The organism is Pseudomonas sp. CH235, from assembly GCF_004368175.1.
Taxonomy (GTDB): domain Bacteria; phylum Pseudomonadota; class Gammaproteobacteria; order Pseudomonadales; family Pseudomonadaceae; genus Aquipseudomonas; species Aquipseudomonas paraglycinae.
The window spans coordinates 92,504-109,610 of the sequence record NZ_RRZJ01000015.1; the positions used below are offsets into that span (position 1 = coordinate 92,504).

Annotated in this window: 6 protein-coding genes; 3 read left to right on the top strand and 3 right to left on the bottom strand. The window is 62.6% G+C overall.

Annotated elements, in window-relative coordinates:
• Positions 1-32 precede the first annotated feature (32 nt).
• Complete coding sequence (locus EIY71_RS17145) at positions 33-1,070, bottom strand: AraC family transcriptional regulator (RefSeq protein WP_134022426.1); 1,038 nt, start codon at positions 1,068-1,070, stop codon at positions 33-35.
• A gap of 211 nt (positions 1,071-1,281) precedes the next feature.
• On the opposite strand from EIY71_RS17145, the gene EIY71_RS17150 reads away from it, so the two are divergent.
• The 3 genes from EIY71_RS17150 to EIY71_RS17160 all read left to right on the top strand — a co-directional run bounded on the left by EIY71_RS17150 (position 1,282) and on the right by EIY71_RS17160 (position 2,950).
• On the top strand, positions 1,282-2,229 hold the full coding sequence (locus EIY71_RS17150; RefSeq protein ID WP_134022428.1) for a transporter: 948 nt from the start codon (positions 1,282-1,284) through the stop codon (positions 2,227-2,229).
• 252 nt (positions 2,230-2,481) lie between these two features.
• On the top strand, positions 2,482-2,676 hold the full coding sequence (locus EIY71_RS17155; protein WP_085745848.1) for a stability determinant: 195 nt from the start codon (positions 2,482-2,484) through the stop codon (positions 2,674-2,676).
• On the top strand, positions 2,609-2,950 hold the full coding sequence (locus EIY71_RS17160; RefSeq protein ID WP_134022449.1) for a type II toxin-antitoxin system RelE/ParE family toxin: 342 nt from the start codon (positions 2,609-2,611) through the stop codon (positions 2,948-2,950). The genes EIY71_RS17155 and EIY71_RS17160 overlap by 68 nt, the downstream gene beginning before the upstream one ends.
• A gap of 48 nt (positions 2,951-2,998) precedes the next feature.
• Here the strand turns inward: EIY71_RS17160 and EIY71_RS17165 are convergent, their stop codons facing one another.
• Complete coding sequence (locus EIY71_RS17165) at positions 2,999-15,511, bottom strand: filamentous haemagglutinin family protein (protein ID WP_134022430.1); 12,513 nt, start codon at positions 15,509-15,511, stop codon at positions 2,999-3,001.
• A gap of 190 nt (positions 15,512-15,701) precedes the next feature.
• The gene (locus tag EIY71_RS17170) at positions 15,702-16,811 is read right to left on the bottom strand and encodes a substrate-binding domain-containing protein (RefSeq protein WP_085745440.1); all 1,110 of its coding nucleotides are present in this window, start codon (positions 16,809-16,811) and stop codon (positions 15,702-15,704) included.
• Positions 16,812-17,107 lie beyond the last annotated feature (296 nt).

Below are 17,107 nucleotides of genomic sequence, written 5' to 3' on the forward strand. Positions count from 1 at the left end.
AGAGGGCTGGGGTGAGGGAGATCGGTCTCAAGTCAAATCACAGAACTTTCCATGCGCCACGCACTCGGACTCTTCCCCGTCCAGCGCTTGAACGCCCGGCGAAAACTACGCACGTCGCTGTAGCCGACTTCCTCGGTAATCCGCTCAATCGGCATCTCAGGATTGGCCAGCAAACTCATGGTTCGCGCCTGGCGCACTTGCTCCAGCAACGCCTCGAACGTCAACGAATGCTCAGTCAGCCGCCGACGCAAAGTACGGCTGCTCATGTTCAAGTCACCAGCAATCTTTTCAATGTGACTGCCCCGACTCAGATCCCGCGCAATCGCCCGCTCCACAGCCTGGATCAGATCGAGTTTCTGATGAACCTGCGCCGCCTCCAGCTCCAGCAACTTGACCGCCTGACGCAGCGCCAGCGAATGGTGGTTGGGCAGGTTCACATCCAGCCACTGCACGTCGATCAGCATGCGATTGTGCAGGCACCCGAAGCGCACCTCCGGCCCCAGCAGCCGCCGGTATTCATCGACGTAGTCCGGCGCGGCGTGCATGAACTCCACGGCAATCGGCTTGAACGTCTCGCCCACCAGCGCCCGGCCATAGACCAGCAGGCTGGCGAAAAACTCTTCCACCGCAAACACCTGCACCTCGGCAAACGGCAGGCGGCATTCGACGTCGACGTACACCTGATCGCCCACCACATCGACGCTGGAAACCACGATCCCACCGGAGGTGTGCTGATGCCGGACCCCGATTTCGAACGCATCGCGCAAGGTCTTGCACAGCGACAGCACGTGCCCCAGCAGCCCCAGCGTACCGAGCACATTCTGCGCACCGACCCACAGGCCCAGCCCCTGATTGGGCAACGCTTTAAGCGCACGCTGGATCATGGCCACGGCCTGGCGATAGGAAATCCTCTGCGCCGGATCCTGCAAATCCTCGAAATCAAAACCCAGGCCACGGCACAGACTCTGCGGCTCGATGCCCTTGTTGGCGGCGACTTCGGCCAGGGTTTGCAGGAGAAATGGCGACACCAGCGCCAGTTCGAAGGTCGGGTCTTGGACTTTTACGTTCATGGAGGCTGACATTCCGGATCACGCTGAATTGTTATTTTTGTAACCGGTTATGTCGAAGGAAGTTAGCACAGGGTTGGCGGGCTGTCCGCAGAAGTCCCCTTACGTGTCCGCCAATACCCTGCCCTGTCGTGCGCCAAGGGCTTATTTCTATAGTGGCCGGGCGCCCTGCGTGCCGGCGTTGCGCCCAAACACAATAATAATGAGGACGGACATGACCCCGAACCGCGCGACATTCCCTGTGCGACTGGCGCTGAGCCTGCTCGGCTGCGCCGCGACCCTGCCGGCGCTGGCCACCGAAGCTGGCGTCGACAACATCGGCCCTGGCACCGACGGCTTCTTCATGCTGCCGCTGGAAGTCGACAGCCTTCCGGAGAACATGGTCGCCTTCAACCTCTACTACAACCACTACAAGTCACGAAAGCTCAACATCAGTTCGCTCGGCGGCAAGGTGCCGAATGTCGAGATCGAATCCACCGCCGTCATCCCGCGTCTCGATTACCTGAGCCCGGTGCGGATTTTCGGCGGACGACTGGCCGGTTACATCGCCCAGCCGTGGCTCAAACAGGAAGTCTCGGTGTTCGGCCTGAGCGACACCCGTGAAGGCATGGGCGATACCACCATCGCGCCGATCATCCTGTGGGACATGGGCAAGGACCTGACCCTCGGCGCCGCCGTGGAAATCACCGTGCCCACCGGCGAATACAGCGTCGATCGGCTGGCCAACACCAGCAACAATTTCTACACCTACAAGCCGCTGTTTTCCTTCACCTGGCTGCCAACCGAGCGCACCGAGGTGTCGATGAAAACCACCTACAGCTTCAACGAGAAGAACAAGGACACCGACTACAAATCCGGGCAGATCTTCCACTTCGATTACTCGGCCAGCTACAAGATCACCGACGACCTGATGCTCGGCATCAACGGCTACTACCTCAAGCAGACCACCGACGACAAACAGTTCGGCCACACCGTGCAGTTCGCCGGCGAAGACGTGAACGACGGCGTACGCGGCAAGGTCTTCGCCATCGGCCCGGCGCTGCACTTCACCTTCCTCAAGTACGCCAGCGCCGAGATCCGCTGGGCCAAGGAATTCGACGTGGAGAACCGGCCAGAGGGGGAAATGTTGTGGGCGAAGGTGAGTATTCCGTATGCGTTCTGAGTGCATTTGTAGGAAGGTGCGCGCGGATTTGTAGGCTGGAAACCTGAAAAACAGAGGGGAGGAATAGGCCTACAGCGGCGGTCGAGATTGCCGGACAACGGAGGGAAACGTCCGGCAGATTTCAAAGGGACGCTTGCAGATACTGGGCTTCGTTATCCCATGGTTCCTCAGGGTTCATGGGGTACATCGTCTGCCAGTGACGACAATGGGCCATTCCCCCTTAAACTGCCGAGATTGATCACGGAGATCACTATGAGCTTATTACTTTCCCCGTATTACTCTGACTTCGAATCCGAAGAAGAGGCAGAGAGCTACGATCGCTGGTTTCGTGCAGAGATACAGGATGCACTGGATGATCCAAGTCCTGGCATTCCCCATGATGAAGTTATGGCAATGCTCGACCAGATGCTGGAAGAGATACGCAGGAAGCGCCGCGCTGCAGCTTGAATGGAGCAGCAAGTCCTCGCGTCAACTGGCTGACATCTTCAAATACATCGAGCAACACAATACCAACGCTTCAATTTCGCTAAGAAACAAGGTGGGTGCAGCAGCACAGCGACTTTCATCAATACCTTATGGTTTCCGACCTGGCCGAGTGCCTGGCACTCGCGAAATGGTGATTCATCCGAACTATCTGCTGGTCTATCGAGTGAATGGCCACATCAAAATACTGACGGTACTTCACGCCCGACAAAAATACCCTCCAACCTCATCACCATAAAAAAAGGGCGGCCAATTGGCCGCCCGAAGCGTACTGCACGAGAGTTCTTTACAACGTCAGCTGTCCCCGCTCCTCTTCGGTCAGCTGCAGTTTCGCCTGTTCATCCAGCGCTCCGGCGCCCAGCACCTGCACCGGGCTGTTGGGGTTGTAGCCCGGCGTCGGTGCGCGGCTGGCGCCGTCGCGGGTCGGGGCCAGTTGTTCGTTGCCGAAGCTCAGTACCTGCACGGTGAACACCGAAGCCTGGTTCTGGCGCGACGCGGCCTGTTGCTGACGGGCAACGTCTTCCGCCGCCTGGGTCGCCGACGACGCGGCGGAACTGGCGGAGGTGATCGCCCCGGTGTTGACCGCCGACACCACCGGCACGCCGGTCGCTTTGCCCTGCACCGAGATGTTGGCAGCGTTGACCACCGTCAGCGCGGCGATGTTGACGTTGCCCGAGACGCGAATCCCCGCCTCGCCCGCATCGATGGTGCCCAGCGGCGCGATCAGGTCGATGTCCCCCGGGGCCACTTCGGCAATCGGGTTGAGCGTGGCGATACCGGCACCGGTGCTTGGCACCGATGGCGACAGGGTCACGTTGCCCCAGGTGTCGTACACGCGTTTCGGCGGGGTGTAGACCACGGTGGTTTTCGAACCGCGACCGGCGTTGATGTCGCCCTCGGCTGACCAGCCAAGGATCGAGCCGCCAAACGTGGTCATGATCCGGCTCTGCCCCAGCAGAATGCTGCCCTGGGAATAGAGCTGAATGTTGCCCGAGCCCTGGGTGATGATGCCCGCCGTGGATGGCGGCGCCGCGCCCTCGATGCCGAACACCTGACCACCGCCCGGCGTAAGCATCTGAATATCACCACCGAACAGCGTCTTGACCCCGGCACCGCCATATAGAGTGATGTCGCCGTCATAACGGATCGGGTTGCCGGCCACATCGGTGGTCGGGAACAACGAGGCAATGGCATTGCGACCGCGCAGATAACTGCCTTTGCGTGGGCCATCGGCGTCGTTGTATTCCAGGCCGCCGGCACGCAGTTCGGCGAAGTACACCTGACGGGCGAAGATCGCCTGCTCGGCGCTTGGCAGTGCAGCGAAGAAGGCTTGCGCCTGTTCGGCGTTGCCGCTGAAGCCGTAGCCGAGGGTCAGCCAGCTCTGCAGTTCATCGAGGTAAGTCTTGACCACTTTGCCCGGTTGCCCGTTGAGGGATGCGTTCGGGTCCGCGAGGTTCTGCGGGTTCAGGTAACGGGCGATGAACCGAGAATAGTCCGCCCCCTGTGCGCCCGTACCGGCCTGCATCACCAGGCTGGCGCCGGGGCGGTTGTCCCCCGCCAGAATCGGTCCGATGCTGGTAATGCTGGCACGGTCCTCCATCAGGATGTTGCGCCCTGCCTTGATGTCCAGCACACCCGGGCCGGCGATGTCGAAGCTGCTGTAGAGGATGTCGCGCCCTGCCGAGACCCGGGAAATATCCCGTGAATTGTTGTGCACGAACAGATTGCCGGTCGAGGCGACACCCTCTGTATTCGGTAACCCCATCTCGCCGTTGGGCGCCGTGGTCGGTTGCCCGAGAAAGGTACCGGAAGCCACGACGTCGCGCCCTGCCAGCATCCAGACAGGGCTGGCCGCCTCGTACCAGGTACGTTTGGAGAGGCTGAACGTCAGTGTTTCACCACTGCGCACCCCCACCAGATCACCGGTCAAAGCATAGAACCGTGCGGGCGCCTGCACCTCACTCAAACCCGAGTAACTGTTGGCACCAAAAGCGAACAGCGGATATCGCAAGTTTTTATCGGGTGAAACCCCATCACTGCCACGGTTGGTCATGATCGGCGTTTTCGATGTGTTGTTACCGTAGCCATTGAAGGCCGGCGTGAATGGCGTAGCGATGGCCGACGGACTGGCGCCCGACTGATTGATTGCGTAGCCACCGGCATAGATCGAATCCTGCGCCAGGAGCTCCAGTTGCCCGGCCTTCGAGGGCGCCAGCAACAAGGAGTACGCTGTGGCCGGCAAAAATCCGCTGCCTTGCATGTAGGTCGCCGACGGCCCGGCATAAATCGAGCCCTGGGCCGCCACCGCACGCAGGATCGACGGATATACGAAGCGCCCATCGGTGGGAGATGTGTTTCGCCCGATCATGGGGCCCTGCCCGTCAACCTCGCCCAGCTGTGTGCTTGGCGTCAGGTTGCCTCCAGCCGAAAACAGATCGATAGCCGTGTGATCGGTCCATAGCGAGAAACCACTCAATCCGCCCCCGTCATGCACGACACCGTCAGCGGTGGTGAACGGCGTCGAGTTCTGCAACCGAACCCGGCCCGGGTCCGCCGCACCACCCAGCACCAGGTCGCCGCGGGTATTGAGGCTCATGCCAGAGTCGCCAGGGATCAAGACCAGGCCGCCGGAGGCACTGCCAGCGGTGGATGTGAACGGGTCAAACGGTCGGACTTCGCGTGGGTCCTGCACATAGGAGGCTGCGCCGTACTGCAGATTGATTCCACCCAGCGCCCCGCCAGTCAGTCGGGCCGCGCCGCGCAGGTTGATCAGAGCGCCTTGCAGGTCGTGTCGGGGGACTCCCACGCCAATGTTGCCGGCCCGGGCCTGCAACGACGGATTGAGCGAACCGCCGATGCGGATGTCCATGTCACCGCCACCGGTCAATTGCAGCCGTCCATCGTCGCCGACGCGCCCGGTACTCCCGACCGCCACGATCAAGCCTTGGCCACGGGGGTAAAGATTGGTGTTGGCGTTTTCGCCCAACGCCTTGACCATGCCCCCATCGGCACCTGCGCGCAGGCTGATGTTGCCGCCACCCAACGTGCCGAAACCGGTGAAGCCAACCAGGAACGGCCCGGTATCCACGCCTTGATCCGGCAACGGCTGAGTCGCATAACTGCCGAAGTTGATCCACCACGCCGTCGGCACATCGCTGTTGCCGGTCCCCTGACGCCAGAGCCAGTTGCCCACCGCCACACTGGGCACTTGCTCAGGTGTTTCCAGGGTTGCCGAAGGGCCACGCCGACCCAGCACATCCCCCGAAATCGAACCACCGGCGTTGATGGTCAGGTTGCCGCCCATTTGCGGGTACCAGGCCTGATACAGACTGTCGTTGCCTGTGACCCACCGCTCGTAATCGCTGCCGGCACTGCCCAGCACCGAACCGTTGTCCGACAGACGTCCGCGCGGCTGGTTGAAGCGCGGATCGATCTCTTCGGATTGGGTGCCGGCGGTATAGACGCCGAACGGTGAGTCCATGCTCAGATCACCGGCGGCGAGCACGTCCAGATCCCCGGTACCGGTACGCAGTACGCTGAACATCTGTGTGCGGGTCCTGACGGTGATGCCCGGTTTGTTTTCCACGCACAGCTCAGGGAAAGACCCACACCAGGCAAGCACGTCGTCATCGCTTATCGGTGACCCCGGGGGCATGCCCATCCAGTTGTCCGGTGCCCACGTCCATCGCGGTGCAGAAACGCAGGAGTTCGGTGCCCAGTCGCACCATTCCTTGAGCTCGTCAGGCACTGGTTCGCCCGGGGTGAAGCCACCCAGGTTGCCTTCACCCCAGACCAGGGTTGGTGCCTTTTCAGTGACTTTGAGCCCGTAATGAGTGTCGGCCAGACGCAGATTGCCGTCGCTGGAAACCGGCTTGATCGCACGCGTATCAGCGGCACCCAAATCGGCCCCCGCCACCACCCGCATCGACCAGGACGCGCTGCCGGCCGGTAACAGGCTGGCAACGGCCCAGTTGCGCCCCTGCTGGTTGCCGTTCAATGGCCGCAACTCGATAAAGGCCGTCCCATCGGTCAGCACCACGTCGGTCATCGACGGAATCAAAGAACCGCGCAGCAATGCCAGCGATCCACTCAAGCGCACGCCTTTGATCGCGTTGGTACCGGCTTCGACGCTCCCCGGCAACGGCACGCCTTTAGGCCAGCGAATCGCTTTGACAGACGTGACGTCATTCAAGCGAATACCCGCGCCAAGGCGGCTGCCGGCCGGCAATGTGACGTTGTCGGTCAGCAGCGTTCCAGCGGCAAAAATCAACTGGCCCGAGGCATCGTGAACCGCGCCTGCCAGTACCGTACCGGCGCCCAGCGTGTACGGCGCGGCCAAGGTCGCTTCGGTTGGCAACAACGTGCCAGCGGCCAGGGTCGTCGCTTGCAGCGGCACGTCGTAGTTCAGCGTGACGCCCGCCGGGAACAGCGTGCCCTCCGCCAGTGTGACGCCTGCACCCGGCACCACCAGATCACCGCCGAACGGCTGAATCCCCGGCAACAGTTTCCAGCCCGCATCGTCGACCGTCTCGGGTGGCGGTGCAAAACCGTCGTTGAGGCTGCCGTGGATATCGAGATTGCCGCCGGCGCGAATCACCAGGCTGCCAGACTCGCCAGAGCCATAGGCTGCGGTTTTCTGCGTATGCGGATTGAGACTGGCATAGCGGTAACCGGACAGATCCACATCGCCCTGCACCACCAGATCGCCGTCGGCGGTTTTGCTGACGATCTCGACACCCGGTCGCAGATGGAAGGCATCGGCATAGGACGCATTGTTCAGGCCGGCCAGTTTGTTCTGCAGCAGGTTGCTGTTGAGCAACGCGGCATCGATGAACGCCGTGTTGTCGCCATGGATGCGGTCAAGGTAGGCCTGATCGATCACCTGATACGGACGTCCGCTGGCCGCCGGGTCTGCACCGTCGCTGGCATCGCTGTAACGGCGCGTGGCATTGAGCCCGATCGAACGGGCGCCCTGAATGTTCAGTGCGCCGCTGGCATCGATGGCGATGTCGCCGCCGGCCAGACGTGGTGCGTTCAACTCCAGCGTACCGCGCGGCAATCCATCGGACTGCCCGGGCAATGGCCCCGGTGCAGCGTCGGTGCCGTGGCGCAGATCGATCCGTGCGCCGGAGCCCAGCGTCAGCGTTCCGGCGCCGGAGTTGAGCTCGACCATCGCCCGGTTCGGTGCATCGATGATTTTTCCGTAGCTGTCGACCCGCAGCACACGGCCATGGGCGTCGAGCACGGCGCTGCCAGTCACCGTCAGGCCGTTCTTCGCCGACAGACGAATCGAACCAACCCTTGAACCACTCGCGTCGACAAGCCCCGCGACGGTCAGGCTACCGTTGTCCACCGAGACATTGACCTCACCGGCCTTGAGCCCGTCGCCGATCAACAGATCGCCCTGCTTGAGTTGCAGGCTGCGGCTGCCAAAAACCTGCCCTGCGTTCAAGCGTTGGTTAAGGGCCGCAAATTGCTGGCTCGGATCGCCATTCAAGTGTTGCGCGCGGATGTCCACGCCACCGGCCTTGTACGGCACCCATGTGCCACCCGCGTCATAACTGCCGCTGCTGGCGCCGAGGATCTGGCCCTGCAAATCGACCATCCCGGCATCGCTGGCCAAGGCGATGGCGCTGAGATTGCCGGCCTGATTGTTCTGCGCCGACAGGTCGATGCTTGAGCCCGCGAGCTGACGGATATTGCCGTGGCTGCTGTACAGCGCCACATCACCGCCCCAGCTGTACTTGTTCACATCGTTGAATGCCAGGGTACGCCCGGCCATATCCAGGTAAGCGCCACTGTTCAGGGTCAGGTCTTCTGCCGATCTGATCACCAGTTTGCCGCTGGCCAGAGCAATGCGACTGTCGAGCGTGACATTACGCGCATCGAGCGTCAGTTCCGCGCCCAGGACATTGGCCGCCGCTAGGGTACCGGCGCCCGTGAGAGTCAGGTTGTTACCGGCCTTGAGCAGGTTCACCGAGGCCGCCTCCCCCGTCAGCAACGGGGTGCGCAGGTTGAGGTTGCCGCCGCTGTAGGCATAACCCCCGACCGGGTCGAATGCGCCTTGCGCCTGATACACCGCAAGGCTGCCTTTGTGGTTGGCGGTGATGCGGTCGCTGGCGGTCAGATTGACGTTGGCAAAGCCCAGCACCAGGCGATCGTTCTGCTCCAGTCCACTGGCCTGCGGGTTGGGGCCGTAGCCGAATTCGATGCGCTGGGCCTGAATGTCGAGTGTGCCCTGACCGGTGCCGGCGCCGCCAGAGATGACAGCAGCGGGCGCTTGCGTGGCGCCGTTCCAGACCAGATTCGCAGTGCGGATGCTCGCAACGTCTGCGGCTTGGCCCAAGCCATAAATGGCCGGTGTGCTGAGTATCAGATTCTGCAGTTTGCTGACGCCGGTCTGCCGATCCAGCGTGTCGAGGCTGACACTGCCATAGAAATTGAAGGCATCGCGACTGGTCAGGCTCAAGGTCTCCAGGGCCGGAGCGCCAAACTGCGTATCACCGCGCAACAGCCGGTCGAGCACGTTCTGGTTCAGGGTCAGGCCGGTCGGCACACGACTGCCGGCGGCACTCAAGGCCTCGGCACTGCCGGCATTGATCGTCCCCACTGCCAGCGTCAGATGGCGAGTACCGAAGCGTACCGTTTCGTCGAGCTCGAACTGTTTGTCTGTGGCGGCCGTGATGCTGCCATTGGAGTAAAGCAGCGTCGGGTTGGTGCAGGCGTTCGTCGGGCAGTTGCCGATGCGAATATCCCCCGCGCCGGAGGTAGGGGTCGACAACGACGGCGCGAGCACGTTGGTCCAACCGTTCGAGACCACCAGCAGACCTGCCGTGCCCGGAGCATAGATAAAGCCTGCGGATGAATCGTACGGTGCGTCGCCGCGCCCCAGAGTGTTGATCCCCGAGCCGGCTTCGAGCGTGATGCTGCCACGGGTACTGGTGGTACGCAGCAGCACTTCAGGCGCAGACAGCATGGCGCCCTCACGCAGGGTGATATTCGATGTATCACCGATGAACGAAACGATATTGCCCGCCGTGTTGTAATCGATCGCCGGTTGCGCGCCGATGGTCAGACGGCCTGCACCCAATCTGTTGAGGCTGTCGGCATACAGCGACACGCCGCTGAAACCCTCGGTACGCCGATGCCCGTCGCCGAGCAGTTCCACATCCCGCGCGCCCCTCACCACCGCCGTCCCAACCACGCCGCCAGTGGCCGGTTTGAACAACACCTGTCCGGCGAAATCCAGCGCAATACCCTGCTCGGCGCCCGACATCAAGTACAGATTCAGCGACTTGCCATCCATCGGCGCCAACGCCCGTGGCACGCCACGCCGTGCAGCGTCACTGCGGACGAATTGAGTAAAACCGGTTTCGTTGTACTGCGAATAACGGCGCACGACATCGGCCGAGGTCAGGATGACCTGGCTGGCCAGGTTGTCACGCAGCCCGGTGTTGGCGATCGACATCAACCCCGAGCTGGTCCATGAACCATTGCGCAAAGGCAACGCGCCAGGCGTGACACCCGCTGCGGCCTGGCCGTTGACCTCGACCCGGAACGCCCCCGGTAACAAGGCGAACGTCGAGGGCAGCAGCGTATAGGTGCCTGCCGCCAGCCCCGGCACGCCGGCGCCGAGGGTGATTTGCTGGCCGATGCGCGGATCAACCGCTCCCGCTTCGGCGAGCATCGGCGCGTAGGTGCTCTGATTGCCGGGCACGATGGCGTACACCGGATTGCTGGCCAGGCCTGGCAAGCTGAACGAACCGTCGGTGGCATTGCGCACCAGCGGATTGAAGCGTGCATCGGTAGAGCCGCCCCGCCCGGACACAAACCCGGCCCCTCGCAGGTCGCCGCCGCCAGACAAATCGATCAATGCTCCCTGCTGCACATCGACGTACCGCGAGGTCAGCGTTACACCGGCGGTTTCTGCGGTAATCCCCTTGAGCACAACCGATTTGCCAGCGTATCGATAGTCGATGCCGTCGGTGGTGCCGCCATAGGGCATGACCAGTCCGTCCGCGCTGACCGACGTCACACTGCCCGGCAACAAATGCAGGTCATGGGTGTTGACCACGGTCTCGTCGCCCAGGCGGATCATGCCCAGCGGCGCACGAATAACGCCGCCCTGCTCAATGTGCCCGGCAGCCAGCGTCAAGTCGCCAAACACCGAGTAAGGCACGGCGGCCGGGGCGCTCCCGGCGCGGGTGATGCGCAAGGTGCGCGCCGGGTCGGCGCCCGGGTGCACGCTCTGATAACCGACCCGCACCTCGGCAGTGACATCACTGGCCGGATAGATTTGCGCGGCCTGCAGGTTCAGGTCCCCAGGCGTCCACAACTCCGTTTTAGTGGTGTACCCGGTCGGAGCCAGAAAGCGCAGATCCCCCCGGCTGTGCAAGGTCACCTGATCAAAGCCGCGCCGACTGACCTCGATTGCCGCACCGTTGAGTAACGCAATCTTCCCCGCCGTGCCGAACGACAGGCTGTTGCCCAGATCCAGCAGGTCCGCCGTGGCGTTGAACGTGGCGGGTGCCACATGGGTCGTCGGAGTGTTCATGACTCGCGGGCGCAGATAACCCGGCGCGTCGAAGTATTTGCCGGTCCCCGACAACCGCAGATACGGCGCTGACAGATTGATCCGCGCAGTCTCTCTGGCGCCGTCGGCCAACGCCAACGCGCCGGCATACAGACTCAGGCTCTGGCGGCTGTGCAGATCGACATCGCCGTCGAACGACAGCAAACCATTGCTCAGCAGGCTCAGGTTGTCGAAACCGCCGGCCATCAACTGATTGGCGCCCAGGCGGGCACGACCGTATTGCAAGGCTGAAGCAGCGGCACCGGGTTGCAGATCCTGCGGCAGCTGGGACTTGCCTGTGTCCTGTCCAAGGATGATTTCCCTGGCGGCACGCACTTTATTGGCGGCGAGGTTGAGGTCGTAGAGCGGCGTTTCCAGTGCAATGTCCAGACGCCCGCCGGCTGCGCGCGCACCACCGGCGACTGCACGCAGGCTGCCATCGATGAACAGTCCGTTATAGGAGCTCAGGCTTATTCGTCCACCATCGGTGGCTATCGGCGTTGGGCCCTGCCCGGCGATATCCAGCGTGGCTTGAGCACCGGACGCGTCGAGTCGTGCACCCTCACGCACGATCACATAGGCATCGGCCGATGTCGCCGTGGTTTTTTTCGCATCGATTTCACCGCCGACGATGATCGTGCCGCCCTTGCCCACCAGCCCGTAAGTACGACCCAGCGCATCCACCGCCGTGGCCGCGCGGCCAGCCACATCCAGCACCGCGTGTTCGCCGATCCAGATCGAGCGGTTGTGCGCTGCGTTGTCAGCCAGTTGTGAGTTGTCGGCGACGTCGTTCAAACCGAACTGTTGCTGGCGAATGTCGAGGGTGCCACCCCAGGCATTCAGTTCGCCATTGAGGGTGATCTGTCCCGCGCCGCGCAAGTTGATGCTCTGCCCGGGGTCGACGCTGATGCGCGAGCCCTGGCCGAGGCTCAGGGTCGTGTGCGCAGGATCGAGCAACCTGACTTCGCTGCTACCGGCCTGCAGCGTCAGGCTGGCACCGGCACGCTGCGTCAGTTGGGCCTTGGTCGGATTTTCCTGATAGAGCGGCGGCGTCCACAGCTCCAGTGCCCGCTGCGGCGCGGCACCGCTGACCTGATTGGCGGCCGCCTCGCTGAAGCGATAGACCGGCATCGACACATCAATGACGGTGTTATCCGTCACTTCCATCCGGTTCAGGCCAATCAGGTTGTAGGTCGAGAAGCCTTTTTCAAACAGCGTCGGCGTCAGCTGCAACACAGAGTCGGCCTGACGCTTATCGGTCTGGCCGATCAGCACATCGCCGGTCTGCAGAAACAAACGGCCGCCGCCAGACACACCGTAACCCCGCAGCTGGCCGTCCAGAGTCAGATGACTGTCACCCGACGCGGTCAAGGCGCCGGCCTCCAGCGTCACGTCACCGCCCTTGCCTCCGAGGGTCTTGCCATTGGCCAGAATCGCCCCGCCGGAAGACACGTCCAGCAGGCTGCCGGCACCGATCTCGATGTCACCGCTGCTGCGAATCGACACCACGCCACCATCCAGATACGCCAGGCTGGCGGTATCGTCAGGGTTGGTGCGCAGGTTGCTCCACAGACCGCGAGTGTCCAGTTGTGCCCCTTCAGCCACGCTCACGCGGGTGGCCTTGCCGGTCGGCGCGACGAGTCGGGTGTCGGTGAGGCGATCGGTGTTGAGCTGATTGAGCACATTGCCCAGACGCAGGCTGCCGCCACGCGCGGTCAGGTTTGCGTTGACCTGCACGTCCGGCCCGTAAAGGGTGATGTCGCCGCCATTGTCGACGGTGACGGCACCTTGCACGTCGATCCGTTCCTTGGCCGCCACTTTCAGTGCGCCCAATTGCCAGTCGCTGAGTTGCCCGGCATCAAGAAACAGCTTGCCGCTGCGCGCATCGGATACGGCGCCGGTCAGCTCCCGATCATCGCCGGCCAGCGGCCGTTCGCCGCCGACCTGCACCTGATCGAACAATGGGTTGAGGCCGTAGAGCAAACCACCGGAAGCCGCCACGTACGCCGGGTCATAACTGCCGACAATCAACTGCCCGCGCCGCGCCAGCGCCGTCTGACTCTGCGCATAGCCATCGAGTACGGCACGCGGTGCCTGGATCTGGCGCTCGCCCTGATAAACCTCGCCAAGCATTTGCCCTTTGAGCACAGCGTTGCGGGTGCCGATCACCAGTTGCCCGGCATCGCGTCCCACGGTGTAGCCCGACTCCCGACGACTGGACGGCGCAATCAACGGGTTGTAGTAATAACTCGTCTGACCCCAGCGTTCACTGCTGTCTTCAAAGCCTTTGTACAGCCCGGTGTAGAGCAGATCGCCCGGTGCCTTTGAGACCTCATACAGGCGCCCGTCGGCCCCGCGCAGCCAGCTCTGGCGAATCTCGCCGCTTTGTACATCCAGCGTGCCGCCGGACAGGTTGATCAGCGAGCCCTTCTCGGTCACCACGTCATTGCCGGCAAAACTGACCATGCCGCCCTGAGCCATCCACTCGCCGATGCTGTGGCCCTGGGTGCCGAGGTAACCGCCGACCTCCAGCAGACCACCAGCGGTGTACCAGCGATCCGTGGCGTAGCCGTTAGTGCCGGCCGGGACGTAAACCAGTTCGCGCACATCGACCCAAATGTCATTGCTGTTGAGCGCACCCTTGTCGCGATTGACCGAAGCATCGCGCTGCTCGTTGCCCTGGACGTTGATCTTGATGCTGTTGGATTCCATCGCGACTTTCACGCCGATGGCACCGGAGACATCGATCAATGCGCCGTCACGCACCAGACTGCGACGCTGCGCCGCCACTGCAACCTGGCCGCCCGTGGCCAGGGTGATCGAACCGTTCTGGAACTCGACGCTGCCGCCGCTCTGGATATCAATGCGCGACTGATCGCTGCGAATCCGGTTGTTCGGTGTAACGCCGGTCAGCGCCGCCTGATGCTGACTGTCGAGGGCGGTCAGATCGCTGCTGTCGAGCAGGATCGCCGTCGCGCTGCCCTGCCCCAGCGTCACGCTGCCCTGGGTGTCGGTGGCCGGATTGAGCAAATGAATCGTGCCGCGAGTGGCGACCGAGGTGCTGGCCAGCAACACACCATTTTGCACGACCTCATGGCCGGTCAGGGTGATGTCGCCGGTCGCGGCCTGAATCAGGCCGTTGTTGCTGACCTTGCCGGCAGCGCTGCCGGTCTTGAAGCCCGGCGTGACTTCGTTGCCGAACGTCGTCGAGAAGCCATTGCCCTCAGTGCCCGAGCCTTTGCGGATGTAAAAGCGATCGCCCGCGCCGAGCACGGTCTGGCCCTTGGCGGTGTTGATGCTGCCGTCGTTGTGCACTTCGCTGCCGAGCAGCAAGGCATAGCCGCCGGCATCGGTCGATTTGGCCGGCCGCGCGGTCTCGATGGACGCGCCGCGCTCCACCAGCACTTTGCCGGCCGCCTCGGTGAACGTCGGTTGGCTGCCGGTGCTGTCGAAATACAGGCCGCGGTCGCGGAACTGAATGTCAGTGATGTTGGCCGCCGCCGCCACCAGGTTGCGCACGTTGACCTGACTGGTGCCGCTGAACACGATGCCGTTGCGGTTGATCAGCATCACCGTGCCGTCACCCTTGATCTGGCCCTGAATCTGGCTGGCCCGCGCATTCGGATCGTTGACGCGGTTGAGCACCGCCCAGTTCGACTGCTGGACGAAATCGACGGTGGTGTTGCGCCCGACGTTGAAGGTCTCCCAATTGAGGATCGCCTTGTCGGCGGTCTGCTCGATCTTCACCGTGGTCTTGCCATCAACCTGAGTCTGCTGCGGGCCCTTGGCGTTCTGCCAACCTTGCGTGAGGCTGTTATCGACCTTCAGACCGCCCTCGCCCAGACCATCAGGCACAAACTGCACCGTGCCCAGCGCCGCCGCACGACCGGCCGCCTGCGCCGCCTGTTGCGCCGCAATCGCGGCCACCGTGTTGTTCAAGGTCTGAATCGAGCGCTGCAACTGCTGGTTGGCCTTTTGCTGCTGCGCCAGCGGTGGCGTCATCCCCGGCAATCCGCCCACGCTCGGGCGCGCTGCGGCGGCCTGTTGCGCCGCGCCCTTGGCGGCGAACCATCCCGAACTGAACGCAGTCGCCGCCTCGGCACTGCCTGCCACCAGACACAAGGCAATCGCCTGCGCCAGGGGCTTGAGCAACCACAGCGCCGGATCGGCGGCCATGCGCTGCTGAGGCTGAACACGGGTACTGCGACGGGATGGGCGAGCGAGCATCACTACGAGATCCTTTTTGTTTGCCACATGAGGCCGCAGGTCGGCTTGCCCCTGCTGTTACGACATAGGCGGTTGGCGGGGGCCGCGACCGAACGGATGTCACACAAACTTCATGAACGAGGTGTAGATCGGCCAAAAAAAATGGCAGCAGCCCGAAGGCTGCTGCCATTTCATTGCCGTGAAGCGAGGCTTACAAAGGACGGCCGACAGCGTTGCAGACGCTGGCGTTGTTGATGTCCAGGTTGTTGCCCGAGGTGTTGGTGACGAAGTTGGCAGTCACAGCCGCTTTCCAGTTGGTTGGAACCGGAGTGAAGCTGTGAGCGATGGTGGCAGCGTTGTTGCCCGGGTTGCTGTAGTGGGTGGTCAGGAAAGCTTTGACATCAGCGGCCACGGTGGCGTCCTTGTAGCACTGGCCGAAGATGAAGTTGGTGTAAGCCACGATCGGGTAACCGCTGGCTGGGTTAGGAACGACCGGTACCCACTGGGCAGGGTTCGAAGGCGCGGTTGGCAGAGTCGCCGAACCCAGAGCCAGCGAAACGTTGGCGGTGGTTGGCTGTACGCCGTTGACGCGAGCAACCACGGCGTTGCTGGCGGCGTTCACACCGTCCGGACCAACGTAACCGATAGAGCCGTCAACGGCGTTGACTTGAGTGGCCACGTCAGCAGTACCGGCAACGCCTACCCAGGTCGAAGGCAGGGTCGAACCGGCTGGCAGACGAGCGCTGGCGAAGGTGGAGTTGGTGGCGAACTTGGTCGGGCAGATCGAGTTCAGGTGACGGGTCAGGATTTCCGTGGTGCCGCTGGAAACGTTGCGATAAACAACGCGGATCGGCGTGGTGTCGGAAGTGCCCAGCAGATCACCCCAAGTGGTTTTGGCGCCGGAGAAGGCGTCGCACAGCTGAGCGCTGGTCAGGTTCAGAGCGGTCTGACCGGATTTTTTGTACGGAATGGCAACCGAAGTAGCCACCGAAGGCAGTTGAATCAGCGGGCCGTACGAAGCGCCGAAGTTGGTGTTGTAGGTGCTGATTTCCGAAGCGCTGAGGATCGAGTCGCTACCGGCGAAGTGAACCGAACCGGTGGTGTTGAACAGTGCCGAGTTGTTGGTCAGGAAAGCGGTCTTGCCGGTGCCGCTACCGGTACCCAGGTAGCTGAAGTTGGCTGGCAAGATGCTGTTGGCAGAACCTTTGTACAGAGCGGCAGGCAGAGTCGCGCCACCACCGGTTACGTTGGCAGCCATGGCCTGGGCGGAAGCCAGGGCAGCGACGGTCAGGGAAGCTGCGATCAGAGTGCGCTTGAACATGAAGAATCTCCTTTTCAACGTTGGTTGTGAACACAGGTTTTCAGGGGTCTTGCATGACACTGGGAAGACTCACCGCCGACCTTCGCAAGCGGGGTCCGTGGTTAAGTCGCACTGAGAAATTCGCAGTTTCCGGTGACAGATAAAGGAAAAAACCTCGGGAGGTGCAGGCTGATTTTCGAGGGATTTTCTCGGGTGTTTTCAGGGTTATGCGGAGTGTCTACGGCAAGCTTTTCGGGGGAATCGGCCACAGCCCTTGTAGGGCCGTTGCAGATGACAGAAAGGAGAACCCGAGGATG

Excerpts from the sequence above, each read along its gene's own strand:
- EIY71_RS17170 (WP_085745440.1), bottom strand. The coding sequence starts at position 16,811 with ATGTTCAAGCGCACTCTGATCGCAGCTTCCCTGACCGTCGCTGCCCTG.
- EIY71_RS17165 (WP_134022430.1), bottom strand. The coding sequence starts at position 15,511 with ATGCTCGCTCGCCCATCCCGTCGCAGTACCCGTGTTCAGCCTCAGCAG.
- EIY71_RS17160 (WP_134022449.1), top strand. The coding sequence starts at position 2,609 with ATGAAGTTATGGCAATGCTCGACCAGATGCTGGAAGAGATACGCAGGA.
- EIY71_RS17150 (WP_134022428.1), top strand. The coding sequence starts at position 1,282 with ATGACCCCGAACCGCGCGACATTCCCTGTGCGACTGGCGCTGAGCCTG.
- EIY71_RS17155 (WP_085745848.1), top strand. The coding sequence starts at position 2,482 with ATGAGCTTATTACTTTCCCCGTATTACTCTGACTTCGAATCCGAAGAA.
- EIY71_RS17145 (WP_134022426.1), bottom strand. The coding sequence starts at position 1,070 with ATGAACGTAAAAGTCCAAGACCCGACCTTCGAACTGGCGCTGGTGTCG.